At 70.1% G+C, this 21852-nt stretch carries 17 protein-coding genes and 2 pseudogenes; 9 read left to right on the top strand and 10 right to left on the bottom strand.

What is annotated here, in order from left to right; all coding sequences use genetic code 11:
• The 4 genes from AB0H93_RS17195 (at position 1) to AB0H93_RS17180 (ending at position 6880) form a co-directional block, all read left to right on the top strand.
• Positions 1–438 carry a Zn-ribbon domain-containing OB-fold protein gene (locus AB0H93_RS17195; RefSeq protein ID WP_358573293.1) on the top strand — a complete coding sequence of 146 codons (438 nt, stop codon included), beginning with the start codon at positions 1–3 and terminating at the stop codon, positions 436–438.
• The gene (locus AB0H93_RS17190) at positions 435–2522 is read left to right on the top strand and encodes an acetate--CoA ligase family protein (protein WP_358573291.1); all 2088 of its coding nucleotides are present in this window, start codon (positions 435–437) and stop codon (positions 2520–2522) included. Before AB0H93_RS17195 ends, AB0H93_RS17190 begins: the two co-directional genes overlap by 4 nt.
• Positions 2523–2648: 126 nt before the next feature.
• Positions 2649–5168 (top strand): M14 family metallopeptidase, encoded by a 2520-nt coding sequence (locus tag AB0H93_RS17185; protein WP_358573289.1) that lies wholly within the window; start codon positions 2649–2651, stop codon positions 5166–5168.
• A gap of 140 nt (positions 5169–5308) precedes the next feature.
• The gene (locus AB0H93_RS17180) at positions 5309–6880 is read left to right on the top strand and encodes an alkaline phosphatase D family protein (protein WP_358573287.1); all 1572 of its coding nucleotides are present in this window, start codon (positions 5309–5311) and stop codon (positions 6878–6880) included.
• Positions 6881–6924: 44 nt separating this feature from the next.
• Here the strand turns inward: AB0H93_RS17180 and AB0H93_RS17175 are convergent, their stop codons facing one another.
• The gene (locus tag AB0H93_RS17175; protein WP_358573285.1) at positions 6925–7413 is read right to left on the bottom strand and encodes a histidine phosphatase family protein; all 489 of its coding nucleotides are present in this window, start codon (positions 7411–7413) and stop codon (positions 6925–6927) included.
• A gap of 174 nt (positions 7414–7587) precedes the next feature.
• Here AB0H93_RS17175 and AB0H93_RS17170 point away from each other — a divergent pair, with 174 nt between their 5' ends.
• Positions 7588–9264 (top strand): acyl-CoA dehydrogenase family protein, encoded by a 1677-nt coding sequence (locus tag AB0H93_RS17170; protein WP_358573283.1) that lies wholly within the window; start codon positions 7588–7590, stop codon positions 9262–9264.
• Here AB0H93_RS17170 and AB0H93_RS17165 read toward each other — a convergent pair.
• From AB0H93_RS17165 to AB0H93_RS17150, 4 genes and pseudogenes are all read right to left on the bottom strand, one after another.
• Complete coding sequence (locus AB0H93_RS17165; RefSeq protein ID WP_358573281.1) at positions 9255–11204, bottom strand: P-loop NTPase fold protein; 1950 nt, start codon at positions 11202–11204, stop codon at positions 9255–9257. The genes AB0H93_RS17170 and AB0H93_RS17165 overlap by 10 nt on opposite strands.
• A 72-nt stretch (positions 11205–11276) precedes the next feature.
• Positions 11277–11813 (bottom strand): GNAT family N-acetyltransferase, encoded by a 537-nt coding sequence (locus AB0H93_RS17160; protein ID WP_358573279.1) that lies wholly within the window; start codon positions 11811–11813, stop codon positions 11277–11279.
• A pseudogene (locus tag AB0H93_RS17155) lies at positions 11810–12276 on the bottom strand (GNAT family N-acetyltransferase). Before AB0H93_RS17155 ends, AB0H93_RS17160 begins: the two are co-directional and overlap by 4 nt.
• A 239-nt stretch (positions 12277–12515) precedes the next feature.
• Positions 12516–12605, bottom strand: a pseudogene (locus AB0H93_RS17150) (transposase); the annotation flags it as partial.
• A gap of 14 nt (positions 12606–12619) precedes the next feature.
• Between AB0H93_RS17150 and AB0H93_RS17145 the strand changes: the two are divergent.
• Positions 12620–13822 (top strand): transposase, encoded by a 1203-nt coding sequence (locus tag AB0H93_RS17145; RefSeq protein WP_358573277.1) that lies wholly within the window; start codon positions 12620–12622, stop codon positions 13820–13822.
• A 69-nt stretch (positions 13823–13891) separates the two neighbouring features.
• On the opposite strand, the gene AB0H93_RS17140 is transcribed toward AB0H93_RS17145, so the two are convergent.
• Entirely contained in the window at positions 13892–14383 is a 492-nt protein-coding gene (locus tag AB0H93_RS17140; RefSeq protein WP_358573434.1) for a GNAT family N-acetyltransferase, read from the bottom strand.
• Between the two features lie 124 nt (positions 14384–14507).
• On the opposite strand from AB0H93_RS17140, the gene AB0H93_RS17135 reads away from it, so the two are divergent.
• Positions 14508–15272 carry an SDR family NAD(P)-dependent oxidoreductase gene (locus AB0H93_RS17135; protein WP_358573275.1) on the top strand — a complete coding sequence of 255 codons (765 nt, stop codon included), beginning with the start codon at positions 14508–14510 and terminating at the stop codon, positions 15270–15272.
• 52 nt (positions 15273–15324) lie between these two features.
• On the opposite strand, the gene AB0H93_RS17130 is transcribed toward AB0H93_RS17135, so the two are convergent.
• Positions 15325–16725 carry an Nramp family divalent metal transporter gene (locus tag AB0H93_RS17130; protein WP_358573273.1) on the bottom strand — a complete coding sequence of 467 codons (1401 nt, stop codon included), beginning with the start codon at positions 16723–16725 and terminating at the stop codon, positions 15325–15327.
• 169 nt (positions 16726–16894) lie between these two features.
• Between AB0H93_RS17130 and AB0H93_RS17125 the strand changes: the two genes are divergently transcribed.
• Complete coding sequence (locus AB0H93_RS17125; RefSeq protein WP_358573271.1) at positions 16895–17338, top strand: DUF4383 domain-containing protein; 444 nt, start codon at positions 16895–16897, stop codon at positions 17336–17338.
• Between the two features lie 84 nt (positions 17339–17422).
• Here AB0H93_RS17125 and AB0H93_RS17120 read toward each other — a convergent pair whose 3' ends face one another.
• From AB0H93_RS17120 to AB0H93_RS17110, 3 genes are all read right to left on the bottom strand, one after another.
• Positions 17423–17641: a hypothetical protein gene (locus tag AB0H93_RS17120; RefSeq protein ID WP_132493259.1), complete on the bottom strand. Its 219-nt coding sequence runs from the start codon at positions 17639–17641 to the stop codon at positions 17423–17425.
• Positions 17642–17900: 259 nt separating this feature from the next.
• Positions 17901–18266 carry an STAS domain-containing protein gene (locus AB0H93_RS17115; protein WP_358573268.1) on the bottom strand — a complete coding sequence of 122 codons (366 nt, stop codon included), beginning with the start codon at positions 18264–18266 and terminating at the stop codon, positions 17901–17903.
• A 284-nt stretch (positions 18267–18550) separates the two neighbouring features.
• Positions 18551–19123 (bottom strand): GNAT family N-acetyltransferase, encoded by a 573-nt coding sequence (locus AB0H93_RS17110; protein ID WP_358573266.1) that lies wholly within the window; start codon positions 19121–19123, stop codon positions 18551–18553.
• A gap of 284 nt (positions 19124–19407) precedes the next feature.
• Between AB0H93_RS17110 and AB0H93_RS17105 the strand changes: the two genes are divergently transcribed.
• Complete coding sequence (locus tag AB0H93_RS17105; protein WP_358573264.1) at positions 19408–21771, top strand: xanthine dehydrogenase family protein molybdopterin-binding subunit; 2364 nt, start codon at positions 19408–19410, stop codon at positions 21769–21771.
• The last annotated feature ends 81 nt before the right edge of the window (positions 21772–21852 follow it).

Here is a 21852-nt window from a genome sequence, read left to right as displayed (position 1 = left end):
ATGGTGCAGATCATCCCGGACGCCGAGACGCGTCCGTTCTGGGACGGCATCGCCGCGGGCGAACTCCGCATCCAGCGGTGCGCGGACTGCGAAGCCGCCGTCTTCTACCCGCGCTCGGTGTGCCCGGGCTGCTTCGGCGACCGGCTCGACTGGTTCACCGCGAGCGGCCGCGGCACGGTCCACTCCTGGACGGTCGCGCACAAGGCGTTCGGCGAGTTCGCCGACCAGGCGCCGTTCACCGTCGCGCTCGTCGACCTGGACGAGGGCCCGCGGATGCTCACCCGGATCGTCGGCCCGCAGTTTCAATTGAAACTGCGGGCCCACGAGCCGGGCGCGGATGAGGGGCGGGTGCGCATCGGGGACCGGGTGGAGCTGGTGATCACCAGCCTCGGCGCGGACGGGCCCGAGCTGCCGTGCTTCCGGGTGGTGGCGCGATGAGCGCGGAAGCGGTGCGGGCGCTGTTCAACCCGCGATCCATCGCGCTGGTCGGCGCCACCGACAAGTCCGGCTGGTCGCTGGCGACCTTCGACAACCTGCGCAACAACGGCTTCCCCGGCCCGGTGCACCTGGTCAACCCGCGCACCGAGGTCGTGCACGGCGAGCGCGCCCACCCGAACCTGTCGGCGATTCCGGGGAAGGTCGACCTGGCGTACGTGATGGTTCCGACGCACGCGCTGCTGGACGTGCTGCGCGAGGGCGCGGAACTGGGCATCCGCAGCTACGTGGTGCTCACCGCCGGGTTCGGCGAGACCGGCGCCGAGGGCCGCCGGCTGGAACGCGAGGTGGCCGAATTCGCCCGCGAACACGGCCTGATCCTGTTGGGGCCCAACGGGAACGGCTACATCAACGCGGCCGCCGGCATCACCCCGTACGGCCTGCCGATCCCGGCGCCGCTGGTCAGCGGCCCGATCGGGGTGGTGCTGCAGAGCGGGGCGCTGGCCAGCGCGGTGCTGAACTTCGCGCAGGCCCGCAACGTCGGCATCAGCCTGCTCACCGCGATGGGCAACGAGACGGTGCTGTCGGTGACCGACGTGATCGACTACCTCGTCGACGATCCGGCGACCAAGGTCATCGCGCTGTTCCTGGAACAGGTGCGCCACCCGGCCGAGTTCGCTCGGGTCGCCCGCCGGGCCGCGCAGGCGGGCAAGCCCATCGTGGCGCTGAAGATCGGGTCCAGCGAGATCGCCTCGCACACCGCGCAGGCGCACACCGGCGCGCTGGTCGGCGACGACGCGGTGGTGGACGCGGCGTTCCGGCAGCTCGGCGTGATCCGCGTGCGCTCGCTGGAGGACCTGCTCATCACCGCCGGGCTGCTGGCCGAAGTCGGGCGGCTGCCGGGGCGTCGCATCGGCGTGGTCACGCCGTCGGGCGGCGCGTCGGAGATCATCGCCGACCGCGCGGCGGAGGAAGGGCTCGAACTCCCCGAGTACGCTCCGGAGACCGTGGCGCGGCTGAAGGAGATCGTGCCGGAGTTCGCCACCGTGCAGAACCCGCTGGACGTGACCGGGTACGTGGTGGTCGACCGGACGCTGCTGGGCCGGGCGCTGGAGGTGGTGGCCGAGGATCCGGGCATCGACGCGGTCCTGCTGCTCGCCGACCTGCCGCGGGTGCCGCCGCCGAACCCGGAGCTGAGCATCGCGGCGTTCCGGGAGAACGCGCGCCGGATCCGCGAGTCGCCGCGCCCGGTGGCGGTGATCGGCAACGTGTGCGCCGACGTCAGCGAGTTCGGCCGGATGATCCAGGAGAAGTCGGGCTTCCCCTACGTGGCGGGCGGAATCGAGCACGGCATGACCGCGCTGGGCGCCGCGGCGCGCTGGTCCGCGGCCGCGGTGTCCCATGTGGACGATCCGGAGCCGCTGGGCGTGCGGGGTTCCGGGATCTGGACCGAGCACCAGGCGGCGGCCCTGTTGTCCGCCAACGGGATCCCGGTGGTTCCCTCGGAGCTGACGGCGGATGCGGATGCCGCGGTCGCGGCCGCCGAGCGGTTCGGTTACCCGGTGGTGCTCAAGGCGGTCGCCGACGGTTTGGGGCACAAGAGCGACATCGGCGGCGTCCGGCTCGGACTGTCCGGCCCCGAGGACGTGCGCCGCGCGCACGAGGAAGTGTGCGCGACGCTGCGGGAATCCGGTGCGAGCGGGATCGGCGCGCTCGTGCAGCCGCAGCGCAGCGGCGGCGTGGAGCTGCTGGTCGGCGTCGTCCGCGACCCGTCATGGGGGCTGACGATGGCCATCGGCCTCGGCGGGGTGTGGGTCGAGGTGCTGCGCGATTCGGCGCTGCGCCTGCTCCCGGTCGACCACGCCCAGGTCCGGCAGGCCCTCGGCGAACTGCGCGGCGCCGCGCTGCTCCAGGGCGCCCGCGGCTCGACTCCGGCCGACCTGGACGCGGTGGCCGACGTCGTGGTGCGCATCGGACGCCTCGCCCAAGCCCTCGGCGACGGCCTGGAATCCCTGGAGGTCAACCCGCTGCTGGTCGACGGCGACCGCGTCGAAGCCCTGGACGCGTTGGTGACCTGGACTCGGTGATGGCCGAGCGGGACTTTCCCTCGGGGTGACCGAGGGAAAGTCCCGCTCGTCGGCGTTTGCGCCCGCCCGGCGGTTGCTCCCCGGGTGACGCGCTGATCGACTCCCCGGTACTTCGGCATGCAGCGGATGGGCGGTCCCATGGAGAAGTTCACCGAGCGAGGCGGATTCCGATCGAAGTGGCTGACCGGGGTGGCGGCGCTGGTCACGACCTTGCCGCTGCTCGCGGTCCCGACGGTGCGCGCTGCGGCGGAGGGGGCCTGCGACCCGTTCACCGCGCCCGCGGTCGACGGGTCCATTCCGAAGGCCCGCGACGTCCTCGGCATCGACCTGGGCGAGCGCGATGTCAGCACGGCGGAATCCGACGACTACCTGCGCGCGATCTCCGACGCGAGCCCGAAGGTCGTGGATGGCGTCCTGGCCACCTCGGTCGAGGGCCGTCCGCTGCGCTACGCGGTCGTCGGACAGGAGAAGTGGGTGCGCCCGGGAGCGCTGGAGAACATCGGCCGGCAGCTGAACCGGCTCCGCGACCCGAGCACGCCGGAACCGCTGGCGAAGCAGATCATCCGGAACACCCCGGCCGTCCTGTGGGTCGCGGGGAACGTCCACGGCGGTGAGAAGAGCGGGACCGACGCTGCGCTGCGCGTGCTGTACGAACTGGCCGCCCGCACCGACTGCACCGCGCAGACGATCCTCGACGATGCGATCATCGTGGTCCTGCCGACGCAGAACCCGGACGGCCGCGAAGCGAGCACCCGCCGCAATGCCAACGGCTTCGACATGAACCGGGACTGGTTCGCCCGCACCCAGCCCGAGACCGAGGGCAAGCTGGAGAAGCTGCGCGAACTGCCACCGCAGATGTACATCGACGCGCACGAGATGGGCACCGCGGACTACTTCTTCCCGCCCAACGCCGACCCCGTCTACCACGACATCGGCGAGACGCCGCTGAACTGGGTCTACAACGACTACGGCCCGGCGATGCAGCAGGCCTTCGGCCGGTTCGGCATTCCCTACTTCAACGGCCGGTCCTACGACCTCATGTACCTCGGCTACGGCGACACCGTGCCGCTGACCGGCTTCAACGCGGCCGGGATGACGTTCGAGAAGAGCTCCGGCGACCCGACGCCCGAGCGCGTCGGAGAGCAGTACACGGCGATCTGGGCGACGCTGATGGCCGCCGGCGCGCGGAACGACGGCATGCTCGCCGAGTGGCGCGCCGAACACCTGGAGGCATACCGGCAGGGCGCCGCCGGTGAGCTGGAACCGAACCGGCTCTACTGGAACGACGGCGAGATCTCCAACCCGGTGCCCGACATCAGGGTCAAGCACTACTTCCTGCGCACCGACGACCCGGCGAAGTCCGCCGAGGTGCAGCGCCTCGCGCGCCGGCTGCAGCGGATGGACGTCGACGTGTACCGCCTCGCCACGCCGCTGGCGGTGCCCGACTACACCGAGTACGGTCGCGCCCCGCAGCAAACGACGCTGCCCGCGGGCACGTTGTGGATTCCCCTTGCGCAGGGCCAGAAGCACTGGGTGCAGGCGATGCTCAACGAGAACAGCTACGTGCCGTTCCCGTACTTCTACGACGTCACGGCCTGGAGCGGCCCGCTGCTGGAGAACGTCAGCGGCGGCCGTTCGGGCGCCGACGTGAAGCCGCGGGCGATTCCCCTGCCGCAGCAGGCCGAACCGGTCGCGCCGCCGTTCGCCGGCGCGCCGCGGACGGCGGTCTGGCAGGTGTCGGAGAACAGCGCCGCGGTCGAATCGTCGGGCTGGCTGCGCTGGTGGCTGGGCGACCAGGGGCTCGGGTTCGGCGACCTGACCGCCGAGCAGATCGCCTCCGGTGCGCTGGCCGACTACGACGTGCTGGTCGTGCCGAACGGGCCGGAGGCGGAAGCCGCCGATTCGCTGGGCGAGCAGGGGCGGGCGGCGCTCACCGAGTGGGTGCGCGGTGGCGGCACGCTGATCACGCTGCGGGACAGCTCTCGGCTGGCGGCTCGCCTCGGGCTCACCTCGGCGACGTTCGCCGAACCGACCTCGGACATCCCCGGCGCGCTGATCCGGATGGAGCTGGACCCGGCCAGTCCGCTCGCGGCCGGTGTCGGCCCGACGGCGTGGGCGATGTACGAGTACGACGCGGTGTGGTCGGCGCCGGAGCAGTCGTCGGCGGCGAGCTTCCCGGCGGCCGGCGATCCGGACTGGTACGTCTCCGGTTTCGCCGAGGGCGCCGAGCAGCTGCACCGCAAGAGCGCCGTGGTGGACGAGAACGTCGGCAGCGGGCGCGTGGTGCTGTTCGGCTTCGACCCGAACTACCGGGCGTTCACCAACGGCACGGCGAAACTGCTGTTCAACGCCATCACCGGGCCGAAGACGGCGAACGCCCCGCGGGCTGCCGCCGCGCCGGTGGCGGTGCCGACCGCGCCGACCTCGGACCGGATGGTGATCAGCGTGCGCCCGGACGCGGCGGACGAGGTGCAACGGCTGATCGCCGAGCGCGGCGGGACGGCCGATGTCGTGCACGGCCCGAACGTCGTGCGCTTCCGCGTCGACCTCGGCGGCATGAACGCGGACGAGCACCCGTGGGCACGCCGGCTCGCCGACGAGGCCGCCGCCCTCGGGCGCTCCGTGGTGGCGATCAGCCTGCCGTAGCGGGACACCGGGCGGGCTGGCGGTCATATCCGCCGCAGCTCGCCCGGCGTTCACCTCCGCGACGCCTGCTCGCGGCCTACCGGACGTTCCCGCTGCGCAAGATCGCTGCGTTGTCCAGTTTGCGACAGATGGAGCGACGCATGTCAGGAAAGTTGAATCGCCGCACGGTGTTGGGGCTCGGTGGTGCGAGCGCGGCCGCGGTGCTGCTCGGCACGGGAGCGTGGAGCAGCGCGGCGGCCGACACCCGGCTGCGGGGCGGATACCCGTTCTCGCTGGGCGTCGCCTCCGGCGATCCGATGCCCGACGGCGTGGTGCTCTGGACGAGGCTGGCGCCGCAGCCGCTGGCCGCCGACGGCGCCGGCGGCATGCCGGACAAACCGGTGAAGGTGCGCTACGAGGTGGCCACCGACGAGCACTTCCGCGAGGTCGTGCGGCGCGGCGAGACCACCGCGACACCGGAGCTCGGCCACTCGGTGCACGCCGAGGTCGCCGGCCTGCAGCCGGGCCGCGAGTACTTCTACCGCTTCCGCGCCGGTGGCGAGCTCAGCCCGGTCGGCCGGACCAGGACCGCGCCCGCGAAGAGCGCCGCGCTGGCCTCGCTGTCCTTCGCCTTCGCCTCCTGCCAGCACTGGAAGGAGGGCTTCTTCACCGCCTACCAGCACATGGCCGCCGAAGACCTCGACTTCGTCGTGCACCTCGGCGACTACATCTACGAGTACGACCAGACGACCAACAAGCGCGGCGTCGTGCTCGGCGACGAGTTCAAGTCGGAGACCGAGCGGCTGGAGCGTTACCGGCTGCAGTACGCGCTGTTCAAGTCCGACCCGCACCTGCAGGCCGCGCACGCGGCGTTCCCGTGGATCGTCACGATGGACGACCACGAGGTGGACAACAACTGGGCCGACGAGATCTCCCAGGACAACGACGATCCCGCGGTGTTCCTGCAGCGCCGGGCCGCGGCCTTCCAGGCGATGTACGAGAACCTGCCGCTGCGCCGCACCGCGATGCCCAGCGGCCCGGACGTGCGCCTGCACCGCAGGCTGAAGTTCGGCGACCTGGCCGACCTGACCATGATCGACACCCGCCAGTACCGCGACGACCAGCCCTGCGGCGACGGCTCGAAGTACGACTGCACCGAGCGGCTGGACCCGCGCCGCACGATCCTCGGGGAGCAGCAGCGGGAATGGCTGCTGGACGGGTTCTCCCGGAACCGGTCGCGGTGGCAGATCCTCGGCAACCAGGCGCCGATGGGCGAGACCGACCTCGACGCCGGACCGGCGAAGAAGCTGTTCATGGACCCGTGGGACGGCTACGTGGCGGAGCGCAACGCGGTGCTGGCGGGCGCGGCCCACCGCGGTGTGCGAAACCTGGTGGTGATCACCGGCGACCGGCACCAGAACTACGCCTGGGACCTCAAGCGCGACTTCGAGGACCCGGGCTCGCCCACGGTGGCCAGCGAGTTCGTCGGCACCTCGATCAGCAGCGGCGGCGACGGCGCGGACATCACCGACGAGGGCCGCACGATGCTCGCGGCGAACCCGCACATGAAGTTCTTCAACGCCCAGCGCGGCTACGTCCGCTGCACGCTGACGCCGGAGCTCTGGCGCAGCGACTACCGGGTGGTCCCGTTCATCTCGCGACCCGACGCCCCGATCTCGACCCGGGCCAGCTACGTCGTCGAGGACACCCGCCCCGGGGTCCAGCCCGCCTGACCGGTCCGGCCGGGCATCTCCCGCCGGGGAGGTGCCCGGCCCGGCTAGCCGCGGGGCTTGGCGTAGGTCGCGGTGCTCGCCCAGGACTCCGCGACCTCCGACCACGGCGCGGCGCTGGACAGCAGTGCGATCGCCGCGGTCTTGAGCTCCGCCGGTTCGCCGGTGAGCAGCGCCGTCAGGTCTTCCAGGCCCGGGTTGTGGCCGATCACCACCGCGGTCATGACCGAGGGCGGGATCTCGCGGATGACGGCCAGCAGTTCGCGGGCCGAGGCCGCGTAGATCCGGTCGTCGTGCTTGAGCACCGGCTCCGCCGGGATCTCCTGGGCCGCCAGGTCCCACGTCCGCCGGGCGCGCACGGCGGGGGAGCAGAGCACGATCTCGACCGCCGCGGCGTGCCCGCGCAGCCACCGGCCGACGGCCGGCGCGTCGCGGAGGCCCCGCTCGGTCAGCGGCCGGTCGAAGTCGTCGACGTCGTCCGGCCAGGCCGACTTCGCGTGCCGGATCAGCACCAGTTTCCGTTCCGCCTCGGTCATGTCGCGCCGCCCACCTGCTCGCCGGGATTCCTGCTCCCACGGTAGAGGCCGAGCCGACCCGCTGCCGCACCCGGCGCGCTTCCGCATCGCGGAACGCATTGAGTCGCCGGGAGTCTCAGCGCGGCGCCGATTCCGTATTGGACAGCCCCGCGACCCGGTGGAAACGTGCTGGGCATGAACTTCGCCGACCTCGATCCCGCCCTGCGCCCGCTGCTGGCCCGCTACGTCGACCAGGTGGACCGCGTCGAGCCGCTCCTGCGCGACGTCGGCGAGGTGGCCGCCGGCGAGCTGGACCGGCTGGCCGCGGTCGCCGAGGTCAACCCGCCGCGGCTGCGCCAGTACGACGCCGCGGGCGACCGCGTCGACGAGGTCGTTTACCACCCGGCCTACGCCGAGATGTCGCGGCTGGCGTTCGAGCGGTTCGGCTTCGCCGCGATGTCGCACCGCCCGGGCGTGCACGGCTGGCCGACCAAGATCCCGCACGTGGTCAAGTACGCCCTGTCGTACGTGTTCGTGCAGTCCGAGTTCGGGCTGTTCTGCCCGGTTTCGATGACCGACTCGGCGGCCCGGGTGCTGCGCAGGTTCGGCGACGAGGGGGTCTTCGAGCGCGAGATCGACGGGCTGAGCTCGCCCCGGTTCGACTCGCTGCTGACCGGCGCGATGTTCATGACCGAGAAGCAGGGCGGCAGCGACGTCGGCCAGACCGCGACGGAGGCCACCCCGAACGGGTCGCACTGGACGCTGCGCGGCCAGAAGTGGTTCGCCTCCAACGTGAACGCGGACGTGATCCTGACGCTGGCCCGGGTTCCCGGCGGGCCGGCGGGCACCAAGGGGCTCGGGCTGTTCATGGTGCCGAGGCTGCGCCCGGACGGCAGCCGGAACACCTACCGGATCGACCGGCTCAAGGACAAGCTCGGCACCCGCTCGATGGCCAGCGGCGAGGTGACCCTGGAGGACTGCTACGCGCTGCCGGTCGGCGACCTCTCGCGCGGTTTCGTGCAGATGGCGGAGATGGTCAACGTGTCGCGGCTGTCCAACGCGATGCGCGCGGTGGCGCTGATGCGGCGCGCGCTGCACGAGTCGATCGTCCACACGCGACAGCGGGTGGCGTTCGGCAAGCCGCTGTTCGACCAGCCGCTGATGGGGCGAACGCTGCTGCCGATGATGCTGCACACCGAGGCGGGCCTCGGGTTCGTGCTGGAGGCGGCGGCGACGCTGGACCGGGCGGACGCGGGGGACGCCGAGGCGAGCCGGCTGATCCGGGTGCTGACGCCGCTGGGCAAGCACCACCTGTGCAAGCTGGCGCGCGAGGTGACCGGCGAGGCGATGGAGATCCGGGGCGGCAACGGCTACATCGAGGACTGGGTCAACCCGCGCCTGCTGCGGGACGCGCACCTGGGCTCGATCTGGGAAGGCTCCAGCAACGTGATCGCGCTGGACGTCCTGCGCTGCATCCGCAAGGACAACGCCCACGAACTCCTGGCGGACACGGCCCAGCAGCGCCTGGAACGCATCGAGGATGCGGACGTCAGAGCAGCGGCCGAGCAACTCCTCACCGAGGTGGAGGGCCTGCGAACCCTGGGCAAGTCCCTGCTGTCGGAATCCGACGAGTACGCCCAGGCGATGTGCGGCGACTTCACGACCCTGGCGGCGTGCACGACGATGGCGTCCCTGCTGTTCGAGCAGGCGGACCACGAAGCCAGGAGCGGTCGGGGGTACCGGAAGCTGTTGGTGGCGAAGACATATCTCCACCACGCGGTGCGCGGAACGGACCCGGTGCCGGAAGCCCTCCGCTGGCTCCCGGAACTCGCCGACGGAGGCGACGTCCCGGCCGAAGCGGCTCAGTCCTGAGCGGTGTCGCGGTCGGCCACGAAACGCTCGATCCAGGACATGAGCTCTCGGGGATCGGCGGTGACGCCCAGCGCTCCGAGCTCCTCGGCGCGCTTGACGCGGGACGGGGTGACCCTGCTGGTGTAGAAGATGACGGGGCCGTCGTAGATACCGTCGGATCGCAGCGCGGCGAGGTCGTCCAGTCCCGCGTTCGGGTCGCCGTCGCGGGTGATGTCCGAGATGAACAGGTCGGGCTCGAACCGGCGGAAGGTGTCCTTCGCGGAATCCGGGTCGTTCGTCCGGAGGACCCGGATGCCTCGGCTGTGCGCGTCGGCGATCAGGTCGAGCTTCGCGTCGCCCAGCAGGTCGGGTTTGAAGGAGTCATCGATCCACAGCACTCGGAGACCGGGGGAGGCGTCGTTCCCCTCCGGTGCGGGGGATCGCACGAGGTCGAGGTCCTGGCTGAGCAGATCGTGCAGGCTTCGCGGGTCGTGGTGGTGCCGCAGTTCGTCCACCAAGCGCCACAGGTCGTGCCGCGAAGCCCAGGCTTCCGGCGAGATGAGGGCATCGACGCTTTCCGTCGACCGGTTCAGCAGGAATGCCTGCGGGAACTCGTCGTCGGTGAGCAGGCTGGGCAACGAGAAGCTGCCGCGGCGACCCTGCTGCAGATACCTCCGCAGTTCGTCGAAGTCCGCCTCCTGGGCGAGCTCGCCGATCAGCGACACGAAGTCCGGATTCGCCGCCAGTTCGGGGAAGAAGACGGGCAGTTCCTGCTCGACCCTGTCCAATGAGGACAGGAGCACGTCGTGGTCCGCGCCGGCGGGCGGCGGCGCCACCTGGTGGTTGGTGAAGAACTCGTCGTCACCGGGATGGTTGCCCGCCTTGCAGTGCTCGCGAACCGAGGTGTAGGCCAGGAATTCCGAAACGATGTCCCGGTCACCGGTGCCGGTCAGGCTCCGGTAGAACTCGGGGTAGAAGTGCTGCAGCAGGATGACGCGGACCAGCGCGGACGCGCCGAAGCGCCGCCAGTCCCGGTTCAGGTGGTATTCGAGGACGAAGCTGTTGATCAGCCGTTTGATCCGGCGCGGATTCCGCCTGGTGCGCTGGGCGATCAGCGCGGTCACGCCGTCGCCGAACAGCTCCTTCGTGCCGGACCGGCCGGCGAAGCCGTCGATCAGCCGCCGCACGCTTTCCTGGTCGGGTGCGGGCGTGCGGTAGTAGACCTGCACGATCTTCTCCAGGTGCCCCAGCGCATGCCCGGCCGAGCCACCGGATTCCTGCATGTTGCGGGCCAGGACCGCCTGGTCGCAGCCGATGACGAACACCAGCCCCGGCACGTCCAGGTACAGCTTGATCGCTTCGCACACCGCCAGCACCACGTCGCCGGAGCAGCGGTCGAGGTCGTCGATGAACACCACGAGCTGACGACCGTCCGAGGTTCCGCCGTCCGCCCAGTCCTTGGCCATGTCGTGCACGACGTCGCGGATTTCGTTGCGCGACTTGGCATCGACCGACAGCTGCCGCCACAGTTCATCGACCAGCCGGTGCACCCCGAAGAACCTGAGCACGACCTTGAGCAGCAGCCGGACGAACCGCACGGCCCGGCGCCGCTTCGCCAGCCGGTGGTACGCCCGCCGCACGATGTTGCGGTCGAAGGTCAGCAGCACCGACTTGATCAGCACTTCCAGTGCGTCGGCGCCGGAGGTCCAGGCGTTGAACCAGGCCGTCGGGGTGCCCCGGTCCTCCAACCGCGCCCGCATCAGCCGCATCAGGCTGCTCTTGCCCATGCCCCACCCGGCGTCGATGGCGACCGTGAACGGGGTGGAGACGTGGGAGTCGGAGATGAGGTCGACCAGCGCCCGTGCCGTGGCCGCGGCGTCGAGCAGGTCGTCCTCGCCGGTTTCCACCGGTTGGTCGTTGAGCACCACGAACCGCGTGGTCACCGCCTCGGTCAACGCCACCTCCGGTTCCGCGGGACGTCGAGGAGTATCGCAGCTCGTCGGCGCGCGGATGGGGAAAACGATCGAGATCGGTCAGCCCGTCGTCCGGTCGAGGGTCAGGCGCCAGGTGAGTTCTCCGTCGTGCCACTGGTCCGTTGGTCGCAGGCCCGCCGCCGTTGCCACGGCCGCCGATGCCTGGTGGTCCGGGTGGATGTGGGCGAGGACCGCGCGCACCGGTTTCCGGCGGAGCCAGTCCACCAGGCCTCGCGCCGCTTCCGTCGCGATGCCCCGCTGCTGCCAGTCCGTGCCCACGATCCAGGCGATCTCGGCGATCGGTCCCGGGTAGGCCGGGCTCAGCGTCGCCTGCACCGTGCCGACGAGGATCTCCTCGCCGGACAGCCGGATCACCCAGTTGCACCAGGACACCTCGGGATCCGGCGGGCCGGCGAGCATCCGCTCGTAGCGGGTCCGCAGTTCCTCCGGCGTGAGCGGGGCGCCGCCGATGAAGGCGTACAGCTCCGGGTCTCCCAGCACGCTCGACATCTCCGCGGCGTGGTCGATGCGCAGCGGCATCAGGTCGAGCCGCTCGGTCCGGACCACCTGCGGCCTGATGCCGCCCGCCGAGCTCATCGCAGGCTCTTGCGGAAGTGGATCAGCTCGTAGTGCCCCGCCGGGCTCCGGTGGGTCTCCACGTAGCCCATGCGCCGGTAGAGCCGCAGGTTCGCGGTGCTGTGCTCGCCGGTGAACAGCTCGATCGCCTCGACCTGCGCCGGGAGGTTCCGCTCGGCGTGCAGCAGCATGCCGGTGCCGAGGCCGTGGCCCTGCCGGTCGGGCGCGACCATCAGTCGCCCCAGTTCCGCCGTCGCCCCGTTGAGCTCAACGCGAACCGACGCGACCAGCCGTCCCGCCTCGCGGCAGCCCCACGCCAGGCACGACGGCCGGGCGAGGTCGGCGCGCACGTCGTCGAGGTCTGCATCAGCGGCGGCATCCGGACGTCGTCGTGGGCCTGCGCCTCGGTCACGTACGCCGCGCGTTGCAGCGTCAGCACTTCGCCGGCGTCCGCGACCGTCAGGCGCTCGATTTGCCCGCTCACCCGGAGGAGCGTAGCGCGGATGCCCCGTCCTTCAGGGTGGGAGGAAGCGCATCAATTTCGCGCCTTGCGTGCCCAGCGGTGGCCTACATGACCGGTCATGCTTGGCGTTCGATGTACTGTCGCACCGCGCTGGGGCTCCTCCACCGACTGATCAGGCGAAGTAGGACCTAGACCACAGCCGTACGCCGTTCCGGCAGGCGAATCGCAGGTCTTCGAACTCTTGCGTAGCAGGCGGGGAACAGGCCTTTGAGGGAGTTGACCAGCCTTGAGACCGCGATCTTGGGTGGGAAGTTGACCAGTAGGTGTACGTGGTTGGCTTCGCCGTTGAACTACAGTGATCTTCATGGGGGCGGACACGCAGGCGAAAGACGCCGGGCATGCTCGGTACACCTATCGTGTGCGTGTCCGCCGCGCCGCCCGCCGCGCTCTTGTCTCGGAATGGGATCGGTGTCGGTGGGTCTGGAACCAGTGCGTAGCCGAGTCCCGGCGCGCGCACCAAGCGGGCGAGAAGTGTGGTCCGGGATACCTGGACAAGTTGCTGACCTGCTGGCGAGGCGAGCACGAGTGGCTACGGCAAGGTGGGTCGGTACCGCAGCAGCAGATCATCCGCGACTTTGCCAGGTCCCGGGCCAAGGCTTTCAAGGACATCAAGGCATGCTTGCCGGTCAAGCAGCGTGCGGGTATGCCCCGGTTCAAAAAGAAGGCCCTGGCGCGGCCATCGTTGAATTACACGCTGCGTGGCTTCCGGTTGAAGGACGGTCGACTGCATCTCGCGGGCGGCGTTGCTGTGACCGTGGTGTGGTCCCGTGACCTGCCCTCCAAGCCCACATCAGCACGGATATATCAGGACTCCTTGGGCCACTGGTACGTGTCCTTCGTGGTCGAGACCGAGGTTGCGCTGCTGCCGGAAACCGGCCGTGTGATCGGTATTGACTGGGGAGTCAAGGAAACCGCCACCACTACCAGCGACACTCACGACCTGCCGCACGCCGAGCACGGCAAGCGTGCCCAGGCAAAGCTGGCGCGGTATCAGCGGATGATGGCCCGACGCAGGCCGTCGAAGGGCAGGTCGGCATCGAAGCGGTACCGGAAGGCTCAGCGTCAGGCGGCGAAGGCGCATGCCAAGGTCGCCCGGCAACGCCAGGATGATGCCCGCAAGTGGGCCAAACGCGTGGTCCAGGACCACGATGCCATCGCGGTGGAGAACTTCCGCCCGAAGTTCCTGGCCAAGACCACGATGGCCCGTAAAGCCGCTGATGCCGCGATAGCGGCCACGAAGAACGAACTACTGATGATGGGGCGCAAGCACGGCCGCGTGGTGGTGCTCGTGGACCCGAAACACACGACGATGGACTGCGGTTGGTGCGGAGCAAGAACCAAGCACGCGCTCCCGCTGTCGGAACGTACCTACACCTGCATGGCGTGCGGACACGTCTGTCCGAGAGACAAGAACTCCGCGCACGTGATGCTGGTCCGGGCTGGGCTGTACCCGGCTGGTGCTGAGAGCGCAAGACCTGACCGTCCGAAGGGCGATCAGGCAGCTTGAACCAGGAATCCCCACTAGTGCCTGAAGACGAGGGACGAAGAATCTCCCCAGCCTTCACGCGGGGAGCAGTCAAGACAGCTTCTTCTCGAACCAGTGCTCGGCGTACGGGCCCTGGTTGTACGCCGGGATCTCGTGGAAGCCGTTCTTGGCGTAGAGGTTGCGGGCCTCCACGAGATCGTTGCGGGTGTCCAGGCGGATCGAGCGGAACCCCAGCTCCTTCGCGTGCTGTTCGACGGCGGCCAGCAGCCCGGTGCCGACGCCGAGGCCGCGGGCCTGCGGCCGGACGTACATCCGCTTGAGCTCCGCGATGCCGGGTTCCATCGGGCGGATCCCGACGCAGCCGAACGGTTCCGCGCCGCGGGCAACCAGGAACACGCCTTCCGGCGGGTGCAGGCCGTCGTTGGGATCTTCCGCGATCGCCTCGTCGACCTCGGCCGCGGTGGCGGGGCGCCCGTAGTAGCGGCTGGCGATCTCGTCGATGTACTCGCGCAGCAGCTCGACGACCACGGGTTCGTCCACGCCGACCGGCTCGACGGTCCAGTGCTGGTTCACGTCATGCATTCTCACCGGCCTGTCCACCGGATATAGGCCGGGCCTTCGGTTCCGTTCGCGAACCGGACTTTGACCGGCGTCGAGGGGCGTGCTTTGAATGGGCCGAGCACACCGGTGTGGAAAGGATCTGCGCATGCGCCTGGAAGGTATTTCGGCGGCGGTGACCGGCGGGGCGTCCGGTCTCGGCCTTGCCACCACCCAGAAGCTGGTCAAGGCGGGGGCCAAGGTCACCATCATCGACCTGCCGACGTCGCAGGGCGCGGAGGTCGCCAAGGAATTCGGCGACGCCGCGCGCTTCGCGGCCGCCGACATCACCGACGAGCAGCAGTTCGCCGCCGCCCTCGACGTCGCGGACGAGGTCGGGCCGCTGCGCGCGCTGGTGCACTGCGCCGGGCGCGGGGCCCGCATCCGGCTGGTGGAGAAGGACGGCCAGCCCGGCGCGCTGGAGCCCTTCGAGGACGTCATCCAGCTGAACCTGGTCGGCTCCTACAACGCGCTGCGGCTCGGCGCGGCGCGGATGGCGAAGCACGACGCCGTCGACGACGAGCGCGGCGCGATCGTGCTGACCGCGTCGGTGGCGGCGTTCGACGGGCAGATCGGGCAGATCGCCTACACCGCGTCGAAGGCGGCGATCGTCGGCATGACGCTGTGCTCGGCGCGCGACCTGGCGAGCAAGGCGATCCGGGTGTGCACCATCGCGCCGGGCATCATGGACACCCCGCTGCTGGGGCGGCTGCGCGAGGACGTGCGCAAGTCGCTGGAGGACTCGGTGCCGAACCCGAAGCGCCTCGGCGAGCCGGCCGAGTTCGGCGCGCTGGCCTGCCACATCGTGGAGAACCCGTACCTCAACGGCGAGACGATCCGCCTGGACGGCGCCATCCGCATGGCCCCCCGCTGATCCGCGACATGCTGAAGGGCACCTCCCGCCGGGAGGTGCCCTTCAGCATTCGTCAGTCGAAGGAGACGCCGAAGACGCTGAGGAGGCTGTAGACCCCCAGCAGGCTGATCGCGATGCTGCTGATCACCAGCAGGGCGTTGAAGGCCTTCGAGCCGTGCAGGCGCTTGTCGACCTGGGTGTTGCGCAGGTACCAGGTCGCGACCACCACCGCCGGCAGGAAGATGCCGGTCATGATGCCGCCGATCTGCACCATCACCACCGGCGAGTTGACGAACAGGTAGGCCGCGCCCCACAGGATCGGCAGCGCCACCGTGAAGCCGCGGATCCACTTCTGCCGGGAGCGGGCGTTCTGCCAGTCCATCACGCCCAGCTCCGCCAGGACGTTGACGTACATCCGGGACCAGCTCGGGATCGCGGCCCACAGGGTGGAGCCGAGCACCGCGATCGCACCGATGAGGAACGCCACGGCCGCCCACTCGCCGATGACGTCGGTGTACATCTGCGACAGCGTGGTGATCATCTCGTTGCCCTTGAGCACCAGGCCCTGCGGATTCAGCACCGAGGCGCCCATGATGTAGAACGCCAGGGTGCTGAAGGTGTAGATCACCCAGGACAGGAAGACGTCCTTGTACATCACCTTGATCCAGCCCTGGGCGCGGTTCTGCCACGCCTCGCTGCCGTCGTTCGGGCCGACCCAGCGCGCGTAGCCCTTCTCCACGCACCAGTAGGTGTAGAAGGTGATCTCGTCGGCGCCGACGCCGGTGATGCCGAACATCGCCACCGCGGCGCCGATCGCCCCGGCGGGAATGGTGAAGGTGAGGCCGCTGAGCAGGTCGCCGCCGCTGTAGCCGAACGGCGTGAACGGCAGGCCGAGCGCGATCACCACGGTGGCCACCGAGAACACCGCCACCAGCGCGAAGGCGCCGCGTTCGATCAGGTTGTAGTTGTTGGAGTACAGCAGCGCGATGCTGCCGGCGACGATGATGATCGTCCACACCGTGAGCGAGGTGGAGCCGAGCGGTTCGCCGCCGACCGGGATCAGCATGCTCATCGCGACCGCGGTGCCGCCGACGATGCCGCCGACCTGCAGCAGCTTCGACAGCGCCATGAGCATCCACAGCAGGTTGATCCAGCCGACCCGGCCGATCCTCGGCGGCACCTGGTTGAACCCGGTGAGCGCGGGCTTGCCGGTGATGATCGTCCAGCGGGCGAGCTCGGCCTGCACCGCCACCTTGACGGCGGTGGACAGGATCACCATCCACAGCAGGGCGAAACCGACTTCCGCGCCGAGCGCGGTGGTGGCGATGAGCTCGCCGGAACCGACGATCGAGGCGCTCACGATCAGGCCGGGGCCGAGGTAGCGGAGGCTGGACTTCCAGCCCTCGGGGGGTTCCTTGACGCCGTCCGCGGTGAGAACGTACGGATCGTCGCCGCTCGCGACCGATGTTCCCATCGGGCACTCCCTTGTGCTCGGAATTTCACATTTGTGAAGCTGTATTTGTGGATGTGAAAACTACAGTCGCGAACGGGGCCGGTCAACGGACTGGGAAGCACGGTTCGACGCAGGTTTTCGATCGCCCCGCGACGGGCATTCGGGAGGCGAGCGCGTCCGGAGGTGCCCGATGGTTTCCCGCTCGCGATGGCAGCGCCCTCTGACGCGCTGGCAGTTGGTGCTGGGCGCGGAAGGCCTGTTGCTGATCCTGCTCGGCCTGCTGGGACTGGTGAACGCCGGCCGGCCGGCGGGAGGCGCCACGGTGCTGGTGGTCTTCCACCTCAACACCGCGCACAGCGTCCTGCTGTTGGTCGCCGGTGCGCTGGCGCTGGTCGCCGCGCCGTGGCGGCGCGGGGTGGCGCTGTTCGCGGCGGTGCAGATGGTCGGCGGCGTGATGCTGTTCGTCTACGGCACCGCGGAAAGCACTGCGGGGGAAGGAAGAACGCCGTTCCTCTTGCACCCGGCCGAGAACTTCCTGCACGCGGGCCTGGCCGTGCTCGGCTTCATCATCCTGTGCGGCGTGGAATCGACGCCGCGCCCGGTCCGGCCGCGCCGCATGGTCCCCCGGCATTGAGGCGGTAGGCGTTGACCACATCCGGGACCGCCCCGGCACCCCGGCCGGCCGCTTCGGACGGACGCCTGGCGTGCGGGCCCGCTGTCAGAGGTTTTCAGCAGAGGGGTCGATGGCCGGTTCCATCGACACTGCCAACACGGTGTTGATCTCGTGGCGCAGTTCGTCCTCGGTGTCGAACCCGACGTTCACGTCGGCATGACCCGGCAGGCTGTAAGTGAGCCGCCAGGCCCCGCCGACCGTCCGGGTGACCGATAGCCGCGCCTCGAAGTCCTGCGGCCCGTACCGGATCACGAAACCGTCCATTTCGGTACCTTCGTCCTTCCCGCCTCAGCATGCGAATGCCGCAGGTTGGAAGCACAGGGGATTACGACCTTGGGCCAGTGAGGTGGGGCCCCGCCGGACGCCGAGTTGATCGGGCGTCGCGTGGATCGGGAAAGCGGCAGCGAAAGCGCTCGAACGGCGACCGAAGGCTTCTCGCGTTGACGTGTTCGGTGGTGAGTCCGTCGAGCACTCGGTGAAGAGTTGGCGAGCCGCCTCGTCGTTGTCCAGAACGTCTGATGGTTCAGGCCGTGAGCGGGACCGGGTTGGACCTGTCCAGCCCGCCTGCGCGCAACGCTCGTTCGACGGCGGTGGAACCGCCGGTCACGATGAACTCCACGTCCCGGTGGGGTGCGTAGGAGAGGGCGGCGGTGATCAGTTCCAACCCCGCCACGCCCAGGAAGGTCACGCCACTGAGGTCCAGCACAACGGTCGAAAGCTTGGTCAGCAGCCGAGGCCACAGCAGGGCGGCCACTCGTGGGGCCGTTGCGGTATCGATTTCGCCGGTCGCGGTCAGCACGACCACGTCGTGGCTGGGATAGCTGAGGCGGAGCCGAAGAGTGGATTCGAACTCGATGGCTTCCAAGTGCAGGCCAGGCGACGTTGGCACGGGCATTTCAGCGGGGGCGAGAAGAGGTCCCGGGCGTCGCAGGGCACGCACGGGCGTTCGGATGGTCATGGAATGATCCAATCCAAGCCGAACAGGATGGTCGGTCGGCTCGCTAGAGCTGTGAAGAGAGCGGCCCTGCCTCGTGTCAACGAGTCTCGTGTCAACGGGTGACGTGGTGGGAGCAGCCCTGTCGATTGCAGGAGCAACCAGTTCAGCCAGCTACCTGCAACCCTACGCTTCCGGGACCCGAAAAAGCAGAAAGCGACCGTCGGGGCCCGTCATCACTACGCGCCGTAGCCAGGCGGCAGGTCCGCACGCGGCGCCAAGCGGTCCAGGTCCGCCGGCCGAAGCCGGTAGAGCTCCACGGTCTGCCCGAAGTACTTGTCGGTCTTCCCGGCCCATTCCATGCCATTGTCGCGCACCGTCTCGGCAGCCTGGACGTTGTCCGGCCGGACCACCGCGAAGAGCTCATCGACCTCGTGCTCGAACGCCCACCGACCCAGCGCGAACATCGCCTCAGCGGCGTAACCCTGTTCCCAGAGTTCCGGATGCACGTGCCATCCCACTTCGAGGTCCTGATTGCCCGGCGGCAGCGGCAGCAGGGACGCACCACCAATCACACGGTCGTCCTCGCGTCGCTGGATGCACCAACGTCCCACGGGCGAGATGGCTCTGACGTCCTCGGCGATCCACTGCCGCAACAACAGGCGCATGGCCACGATGTCGGGAACCGTCTCCATGATCGGGCTCAGCCACCGCGTCACCTCGGCGCTGCCGTACACGTCGAGCGCCGCTTCTGCGTCCTCTATGCGCCAGGGCCGCAGGAGCAACCTGTCCGTGACCAGCTGCCGAGCCATGCTGCCAGGATAACCGCCCATTCCAGGGCCAATGCAGTCTTCGCGGGCACCGCCCAGTCCGCGCGGAGCTGGGGCGCTCGCCAGAACCTGGATGGCAGCAGGGAAACGAGAGGCTGTTCGCCATGGCGGACCAAACCGCTCACGAGGGCTCACCAGGCCCGGCCGGTTCCGGTGCCGCCCGATTCCGGACGGAGCGGGAATTTCCGGCGGGCGTTCGGCGTTGGGCCCCGACCGCAACCGGATTTCCGGTGCTTGTCGGCGACGGGACGGATAGGGTTTCGAACATGGTGGGTTCATTGCTGGGGACCGAAGTCCAACGGGTCGAGGACCCGGAACTGCTCCGCGGTCGGGGCACCTACGTCGGCAACCTCGAACTGGCGGGCATGCTGCACCTCGGGTTCGTCCGCTCGCCGCTCGCGCACGCGCGGCTGGGCAATGTGGACGTCACCGCGGCCGCCGCCGCGCCGGGCGTCGTCGCGGCGTTCACGGCGGCCGACCTGGACGTGCCGATTCCGCCGCCGTTCATCGAGCTCAACGCGCAGTGCGCGCGGCCGCCGCTGGCCATCGACCGGGTCCGCTTCGTCGGCGAGGCCGTCGCCGTGGTCGTCGGCGAGAGCGCCGCGGCGGTCGCGGACGCGATCGAGCTGGTCGACGTCGACTACGACCCGCTGCCCGCCGTCGCCGACCCGGAGCAGGCCCTGGACCCCGAGGCGGAGCAGCAGTTCCCGGAGCTGGGTTCGAACGTGGCCGCCGGATATCGCGACGCGGTCGGGGCGGACGTGCTGGCCGAGGCGGACGTCGTGGTCCGGGCCCGCATCGAGAACCAGCGCGTCGCGGTGGTTCCGTTGGAGGGCAACGCGATCGCGGTGCAGCCGGGCGGCCCGGACGAGGAGTACGACGCCACGGTGCACGTCTCGACGCAGATGCCGCACGGCCTGCGGGACGGGGTGGCCAAGGCGTTCGGCTGGGAGCCGGAGCGGGTGCGGGTGATCTCCCCGCACGTCGGCGGCGGGTTCGGCGGCAAGGCCGGGGTGATCCCCGAGCACGCGGTGGCGGTCGCGGTCGCCAACCGACTGGGTCGGCCGGTCCGGTGGATCGAGACGCGCTCGGAGAACATGCAGGCGATGCCGCACGGCCGGGCGCAGGTGCAGTTCGCGGAGCTGGGCCTCAAGCGCGACGGCACGATCGTCGGGCTGCGCTGCCGCGTGATCGGCGACTCCGGTGCCTACGCGGGCTGGGGCGGCATCCTGGCCATGGGCTCGACCCGCATGATGGCGCAGGGCGTCTACCAGATCCCGAAGATCAGCTACGACGCCGTCGCCGCGATGACCAACACCACGCCGACCGGCGCGTTCCGCGGCGCGGGGCGGCCGGAGGCCGCGGCGATGCTGGAGCGGATGATGGACCTGGCCGCGGCCGAACTGGACGTGGACCCGGTTGCGTTGCGGCGCAAGAACTTCCTCGTGCCGGAGTCGTTCCCGTACAAGACGGTGGTCGGCGCCAACTACGACAGCGGCGACTACGAGCTGCCCTTCGACGAGGCCCTGCGGCTGGCCGACTACGACGCGCTGCGCGCCGAGCAGGCCCGGCGCATCGCGGCCGGCGAGAAGGTGCTGCTGGGCATCGGCGTGGCTGCGTACGTGGAGATCACCGGCGGCGGCTCGGGCGAGTACGCCGAGGTCGAGGTGCACGAGAGCGGCGCCCGGATCAAGGTCGGCACGTCCGCGCACGGGCAGGGGCACGCGACCTCGTTCGCCATGATCGTCTCCGACACGCTGGGCATCCCGATGGAGTCGATCGAGTTCGTGCAGTCCGACACGGCGCAGGTGCCGCGCGGCGGCGGCACGGGCGGGTCCCGGTCGCTGCAGATCGCGGGCAGCGCGGTGCAGGAGGCCGGCACCACGGTGCTGCAGAAGGCCAAGGAGCTCGCGGCGTCCAGGCTGGAGGCGTCCGTCGACGACATCCAGGTGACCGACGGCGGCGAGCTCGGCGTGGCCGGGGTGCCGAGCGCGACGATCGCGTGGGCGGAGCTCGCCCGCGCCGCCACCGACGACGGCGACCGGCTGGCCGCGAACGTCGACTTCGCGCCCGGCGGCGCGACGTTCCCGTTCGGCGCGCACGTGTCGGTGGTCGAGGTGGACACCGAGACCGGGTTCGTCCGGCCGCTGCGGCACGTCGCGGTGGACGACTGCGGCCGGGTGCTCAACCCGATGATCGTGCGCGGCCAGCAGCACGGCGGCGCGGCGCAGGGCATCGCGCAGGCGCTGTGGGAGCAGGTGACCTTCGACGCCGAGGGCAACCCGGAGACCGGCACCCTCGCCGACTACACGATCCCGTCGGCGGCGGACCTGCCGTCCTTCGAGGTGTCGAACACCGAGACCCCGAGCCCGCACAACCCGTTGGGTGCCAAGGGAATCGGCGAGTCCGCCACCATCGGCTCGACCCCGGCGGTGCAGAACGCCGTGGTGGACGCGCTCAAGCACCTCGGGGTCCGGCACATCGACATGCCGACCACCCCGGAGCGGGTGTGGCGGGCGATCGAGGCAGGCGAGTCCGCGACGCACTGGCAGGAGCCGCCGGCGGCGTTCGAGGCGCTGCCGCTGCGTCCGGACGACGCCCCGGACGACGCCGACGAGGCCGTCGCCTGATCAGGTTCGAGTCCCACGCGAAGGGCGTCTCCCGTCGAGCAGCGGGGGACGCCCTTCGTCGTCGTCCGGGGTCGTGAGCGG

The organism is Saccharopolyspora sp. NPDC050642 (genome assembly GCF_040654735.1).
GTDB lineage: Bacteria > Actinomycetota > Actinomycetes > Mycobacteriales > Pseudonocardiaceae > Saccharopolyspora > Saccharopolyspora elongata.
Note: the sequence above shows the minus strand (reverse complement) of the source record. Positions and strands in the feature narration are given on the sequence as shown.